This window comes from Micromonospora sp. NPDC005806, from assembly GCF_042871425.1.
Taxonomy (GTDB): Bacteria; Actinomycetota; Actinomycetes; order Mycobacteriales; family Micromonosporaceae; genus Micromonospora.
Map to the genome: position 1 here is coordinate 22,617 of NZ_JBIAIL010000061.1, position 6,026 is coordinate 28,642.

At 68.4% G+C, this 6,026-nt stretch carries 5 protein-coding genes and 1 pseudogene; all 6 read right to left on the reverse strand.

The features are described from left to right. Positions 1–9 precede the first annotated feature (9 nt). Positions 10–813: a transposase family protein gene (locus ACFYOS_RS34090; protein WP_387150716.1), complete on the reverse strand. Its 804-nt coding sequence runs from the start codon at positions 811–813 to the stop codon at positions 10–12. A gap of 176 nt (positions 814–989) precedes the next feature. Next, a complete protein-coding gene (locus ACFYOS_RS34095) occupies positions 990–1,187 on the reverse strand; it encodes a hypothetical protein (RefSeq protein ID WP_387150718.1) in 198 nt (65 codons plus the stop codon). Between the two features lie 6 nt (positions 1,188–1,193). Beyond that, positions 1,194–1,443 (reverse strand): annotated as a pseudogene (locus ACFYOS_RS34100) (RraA family protein); the annotation flags it as partial. Between the two features lie 96 nt (positions 1,444–1,539). Next, positions 1,540–2,424 carry an aminoglycoside phosphotransferase family protein gene (locus tag ACFYOS_RS34105; RefSeq protein WP_387150706.1) on the reverse strand — a complete coding sequence of 295 codons (885 nt, stop codon included), beginning with the start codon at positions 2,422–2,424 and terminating at the stop codon, positions 1,540–1,542. Positions 2,425–2,871: 447 nt separating this feature from the next. Beyond that, a complete protein-coding gene (locus ACFYOS_RS34110) occupies positions 2,872–3,984 on the reverse strand; it encodes an ISAs1 family transposase (RefSeq protein ID WP_387150709.1) in 1,113 nt (370 codons plus the stop codon). 411 nt (positions 3,985–4,395) lie between these two features. Continuing rightward, positions 4,396–5,616: an MFS transporter gene (locus ACFYOS_RS34115; protein ID WP_387150712.1), complete on the reverse strand. Its 1,221-nt coding sequence runs from the start codon at positions 5,614–5,616 to the stop codon at positions 4,396–4,398. Positions 5,617–6,026 lie beyond the last annotated feature (410 nt).

Consider the following 6,026-nt stretch of genomic DNA (forward strand, 5'->3'; position numbering starts at 1 on the left):
GGTTCGTGATCATGTGGTTCGTCCGTATTCGATGTGCAGGAGCACGAGCGCCGCGCGGGTGATGTCGCCGATGTCCCACGGGTTGACGCTGACGTTGCGCAGTGCCTTGAAGGTCATCTTGAGCAGGGAGTTTCCGCGTTCACCCGGTCCGCGTTTGCGGCTGTGGTCACGGTTGTGAGCCTTCTGATCCTCGGTGAGCTTGCCGCCCTGTGGCTTCTTGATCGGCACGGTGATCGTGTCGGCTTCGCCTTCGTAACCCAGGTCGCCCAGCGTGGCCAGGTCCTCGCTGACCCAGGCCTGGATGGACGGCAATAGTTCGGTGTGGGCGCGCAGGCAGGTGGTGCCGTGTTCGCGGCCGGGGCGTACGTCGGAGGTCCACAGTGGCCATCCGTCGGGTGCGGTGAGTACTTGCACGTTGCCGCCGTGGTTGTCGTGTTTGCCCGACCACCACAGGTCGACTCCGGGGGTCGGGCCGGGGGTCTGGCAGCGGTCGGTCCCGATCAGCGTGCCGTCGATAATCACGTGCGGGTGGCCGGCCATCTTGGCCGCCAGGAGTGCACCAGCCAGGCTGGGCGCCTGCGCCGCGATCACCTCGATGCCCTCATGCAGGTAGGCGTACGCCGTTGACTTGCCGATGGTGTTGTCGGTGGCCAGTTGCCGCAGCCGCGTGCCGTCGAGGAACCAGCGAAGGATCAGCACCGCCTGGGTGAAGCAGTCCAGCTTGCGGGTTCCGGTGCGGGTGCCCCGACGGGCCCGCTCGGCGGTCAGAAGGCGGCAGACGAACACCACGGTCTGCAGTCGTACGGGCAGCACGGCTTGGTATGCGACACTGGCACTCACGTGAAGCTCCTTGTGAAGTTGATCTCTCGGCAGAGACCCTCTTCATACGGGAGCTTCACTCATATCTGTTGCAGCCCACCACGTCGGCGTGTCGTGATAGGACACCCAAGATCGTCACAGACCGTGATCACCACGTTGTACGGAAAGGCTCAGTGTTCGAAGCCCGTGTCGCGCAGGATCTTGTTGATGCGGGCGCGATGCGCCTTCTCCCATGCGTCGAGGGATTCGTCGGCCTTCTTGGCCAACTTTTCCTTAGCGCCGAGGAGCACCTGCTCCTGGCGAGCGTTGGGCGTGACCACAATGCCCTCTTCGTTGGCCACCACTATGTCGCCGGGGCTCGCGTTCACACCGCCGCACCGTACCTGGCCATTGAGCGGCTCAACGGCTGCCTTGGTCCCTGGGATAGGGATGACTCCCCTGGCAAAGACGGGAAAGCCCCACGTCGGCGAGGTCACGGATCACCCCGTCCACCACGAATGCAGCGATCCCTCGACGTTGAGCGGCGGCACATACGTTTCCTCCGGCAACCGCGTAGTCCACGTCACCCGCTTCGACGACGATGATCGGGCCAGGTTCCGCGCGATAGATCGCCGCATGCAGCATGAGGTTGTCACCCGGAGGGCAGCGCACGGCAGGGCCCCGGCAAAGTCGTCAGGTGATGCCGAGTAGGGCCAGGGGTCGGGTACTGGGCACCGCAGGTCAGTCGTGGCGGTGATGCACGATGTAGTCGATGTAGCGGATCGTGTCCTCGCGGTCGTCCTCGCTGATCGAGTCCCACAGGTCCGCCAGCCAGTAGAGCGAGCCCGACAGCATCCAGGCCCACCCGCGCACCCAGGTCGCCTCGTCGAACCCGAGCGCCTCCCGGTAGGCGGCCCGCGCGGGGGCATCGAACAGGCTCCAGCCCGGCCGCACCTCGACCGCCGGATCGCCGCGGCCGAGACCGCCGAAGTCGATCACCCCGGTGAGCCTGCCCCGGTCGACCAGCAGGTTGCCTTCCAGGAGATCACCGTGCAGCCATACCGGCGGTCCGGGCCACTCGTCCGCCGCCATCGCCTCGTCCCACGCCGCGGTCACCGCCCGCCCGTCGATCCGGTCGCCCAGCGCCGCGATCGACCGGCGGGTCAGCTCGTCCCGCTGCACCAGAGGTACGCCGCGCTGAATCCCCTCCTTGACCGGCCCGCCCATCGGGTCGATCGCGATCATCGCGCGCACGAAGCCGGCGAGGTCGACGGCGAGGTCGACGAGGTCCTGCCCGGCTTCCGGATTGCGCCCGTCCAGCCACGGGACGACCGTCCACGGCCACGGATAGTCCCCGCCCGGCCGGCCGACCGCGACCGGCACCGGCACCGGCACCGGAAGATGCGGCGCCAGCCGCGGCAGCCAGGTCGCGTCGGTCGCCACCTGGTCGACCGCCCACTGCGCCCGCGGCAGCCGTGCCGTCAGGGAATCACCCAGCCGGAACAGCGCGTTGTCGGTGCCGTTCAACGGCTGCGGAACGACCGGCAGGTCCGACCATTCGGGGAACTGCTCGTCGATCAGGGCGCGTACCTGCTCGACAGCGACGACGATCTCTCCAGGGCGCATCGCGCGACCGTAGAACCCGCTCGATCATCCTGTCGATCGAATTCGGACCACGCCGAACCGTGCGCCGGATCGACCGCTTGTACCGCGGCCTCGGCCTCGGCCTCGGCCTCGGCGGCGAACCCGCCGGGTCCGCCGTCGGTGTGCATCCGACCGGCGAACACCTCGGCTGCCTCGCCGTCGTACCGACGCGATGGAGCGGTGCCGAACAAAGGACGGTCGGGATGCCGGTGGGCCGCGAACCATGGCCCCGTGAGTGACCGTTGAGAATGGTTATTCCGTGGCCAAACGGCAGCGCACGTAAGTGGTGCCCGGCACAGCGGTGTCATTGCGACGCTGCTGGGGCTGGTGTATGGTCGCGGGACCGTTGCTGGAAGGTCAACATGCTCCAATGCGACGGCTTGCGGGCCGTGATTGATTAGCCGGCCCTTCAGGGCCCCGGCCAAGTCGTCAGGTGATGCCGAGTAGGGCCAGGGGTCGGATGCTGTCGCGGGCGTGATGCCGGTTGGCGGCGGCGATGTTGGTGATGCCGGCGATGCGTAGTGCGCCGATGGCGGCGTTGCGTAGGGCTGCCATGACCTGGGGTCCAGTGCCGGTGCGGATCGGGGATCGGTCTTCGTCGTAGGTGACGTCGCGGACCCAGTGGACCTTGTTCTCGATCGACCAGTGACCGCGGATCCAGCCGGCCAGCTGGGCCGGGCTGGCCTGGTGCACGCGTAGGTCGGTGATGGCGTAGACGGTCTCGGTGGTGAAGCGTTTCGGCTGGTCGAGGCGGCGTCTGCGGCGGCGGATCTGCAGGGCCTGGGCGGCGTGTGGGAACTCGATGCCGGTGGAGATCGTCAGAATCTTGCAGGTGCGGATTTCGCGGCGGCCGTGGCCGCGGTCGGTGTCGCGGGTGGCGTCGGGGACGGCTCGCCAGGGCAGGCCTGTGAGTTGGGCGTGCAGGCCGGGCTGGTTGCCTTTGACGGTCAGGATCCAGTGGGCGCCGCGTTCGGCCAGGTAGGCGACGTGGTCGCGTTGACAGTGCAGGGCGTCGACGGTGATCACGGTGTCGCGGAGGTCGCCGATCTGGTCCAGCAGCGGTGCGAAGCGGGTGATCTCGTTGGTCTTGCCGTCGACGTCGGTGCTGGCCAGGACCACTCCGGTGGCCTGGTCGCAGGCGGCCAGGACGTGCCGGGCCGCAGTGCTGGTGGTGCGGGAGCCGCGCAGGGCTTTGCCGTCGACCGCGATCGCCCGCCTGCCCGCCGGCGGTGTGGCTATGGTCCGGCTGGCGAGCCAGCCGTTGACGGCCGCGGTGAGCAGGTCCGGGTCCAGGGACTGCAACAACCGCCGGATCATCGCCTCCGACGGGCGCCGGTCCGGGGCGATGCCCAGCGCGAGCGCGGTCGCGGCCGGGACGTCGGCGACCCACTCGGCGATCGCGGTGTACGAGCGGTAGCCGGCCACCACGGCACAGACCGCCGCGGTCACCACGACTGTCAGCCGGTGCCGGACACCGCGGCGGGCACGGGGATCCGGCAGGTCAGCCAGCGCTGCGGGCAGTCCAGCAGCGGTTTCGGGCACGGTGACAGCCGGCGCGGCGGACACAGACGAGATCAGCGATGATGGCAGGGCGGGCATGACTCAATTCGGACGATCAACAAGGCGTAGAGAACCTCGATGATCATCTGAACGAATCATGCCCGCCCTGCTACCACCAGCAAGGGCGCGTCTACACCAAGCGGATCAAGCCGGACATCCTCACGACTTTGCAGGGGCCCTGCAGCGCACGGTGAACGCCGCGCCAGCAACTCGCCGGATCGAGGGCCAGAGAGGGCGAATGCCGATAGTCATGACCTACTCGCGTCCGAGGATGTCGGCGAGGGTGGTCGGGGAGATGTTCCTGAATTCGGTGACGTTGTTCATGGTCTTCCTCCATTCGCGCGTGCCCTACAGAAAGAACGGGGTTGTCACAGCCGCTTCGATTCGCTTCCATCAAAGATGGACCCCAGCGGGTACGGCGACGGCCCGGGTGCGGATGCCCCAGCCGACGAGCCTCGGGTAAGCCAGCCCGGCGACCACGAAGATGGCGCCGACCGCCAGCCACCCCGGCCCGCCTCCGCCGATGACGAGCGCGGTCAGCAGCGGTGGGGTCACCATGTTGCCGATCTGGCGGCCGGTGAGATAGGCACCCTGGTACTGCCCCTGCGCCCAATCCGGCGCGAGACCGAAGACGACCGCCCAGGTGCCGGTCGACAGGAACAGTTCGCCGAGGACGTGCACGGCCGCCGCAACCAGCACCGCCACGCAGCTGAGCCAGACCGGCAGGTCGGCGGTCAGGCCGAACAGGACACAGGAGCCGGCGACGACAAGTGCTCCGCGCCGGCCGACTTGGGCCCCGCTCGCGGGCCCGTCGGCGCCCCTGGCGGCCCACACCTGGAAGAGCACGCAACCCGTCGTGTTGATCAGCAGGGTCGCCGAGACCAGCCACAGTGGCGCGTGGGCGCGCAGCGCGAGCCAGAGCGGCAAGGCGAAGCTGAGCATCTCGTTGTAGAGGCTCGCGACCAGTCCGTCCACCAAGGCGAAGCTGAGGAACGGCTGGTCGCGCAGGGCGATCAGGCGCGGCTGGTCGCCCGGGCGTGCAGGGATCGGCGCCGCCGGGCGGACTCGGGTCAAGACCGTCGCGGCCAACAGGAAGGTGGCCGTGTTGCCCAGCAACATCGCCATGTACCCGGCGCGGGTGTCCAGCAGCAGGGGCAGGCTGCCGGCCAGCGCGCCCAGCCCGATACCCGCGTTGTTGGCCGAGCGCAGGTATGCCCGCAGCCGCAACCGCTGCTCGGGCGGGACCGCGGTGGCCACCATCGCGCCATTGGCGCTCTTCGCGCACGTCTCGCACACCGCGATGACGCTGGCCAGCAGGGTGAACGACCAGACGCCGCGGACGGCGATCAGCCCGGCGTAGGCGACCGCGAGCAGCAGCAGCGTGCCGAGCATCACGTGCTTGGCGCCGTATCGGTCGGCGACGTACCCCATCGGGGTGCTGAGGGCCATGCCGACCCCGGCGGCGACTGCCAAGCCCAGCGCCACCTGCGCTGGGCTGAGCCCAACCGACCTCGTGAGGAACAGGGCGCTGGTCGTGAGATAGGCGCCGTTGCCGAAGGTGTTCACGAAGTGCGCAAAGATCAGGATCCGGGCGTTGCCAGGGGGCGGGAGCACTCGGTGAGCTTAGCAATACGTACGTACGGTTTGTAAAGGCCGGCGTTACTCCCACAGCTTCGTCAAGGCTGACGGGCTCAGGTCCTGGCCCGGTCGCCGTGTCGTTGTACCTCGGGTACAGGGAGGGCCACTCCCGGGTCGCCTAGCGTGTCAGCGCCCGGGGACCAGGTGGGGACCACTCGGTATGCGCGGCGGTGGCCGGCATACCGTCGACTACGCTGCGGCGGCAGGCTGCCGATCCTGGGGCCCGGCGGGCGTGGTCGGTCGGAGCAACGCGCCGACACGGGGCGTTATCGCCGCGGCCCCTGGCCACCGCTAACTTGATCTTTAACCTCCGAGGGTCCTGTAGGGACCCTGACCGATCACGGAAACAGCCCTTGGTCGATGATCTTCTTGTCTAGGGAAGAACA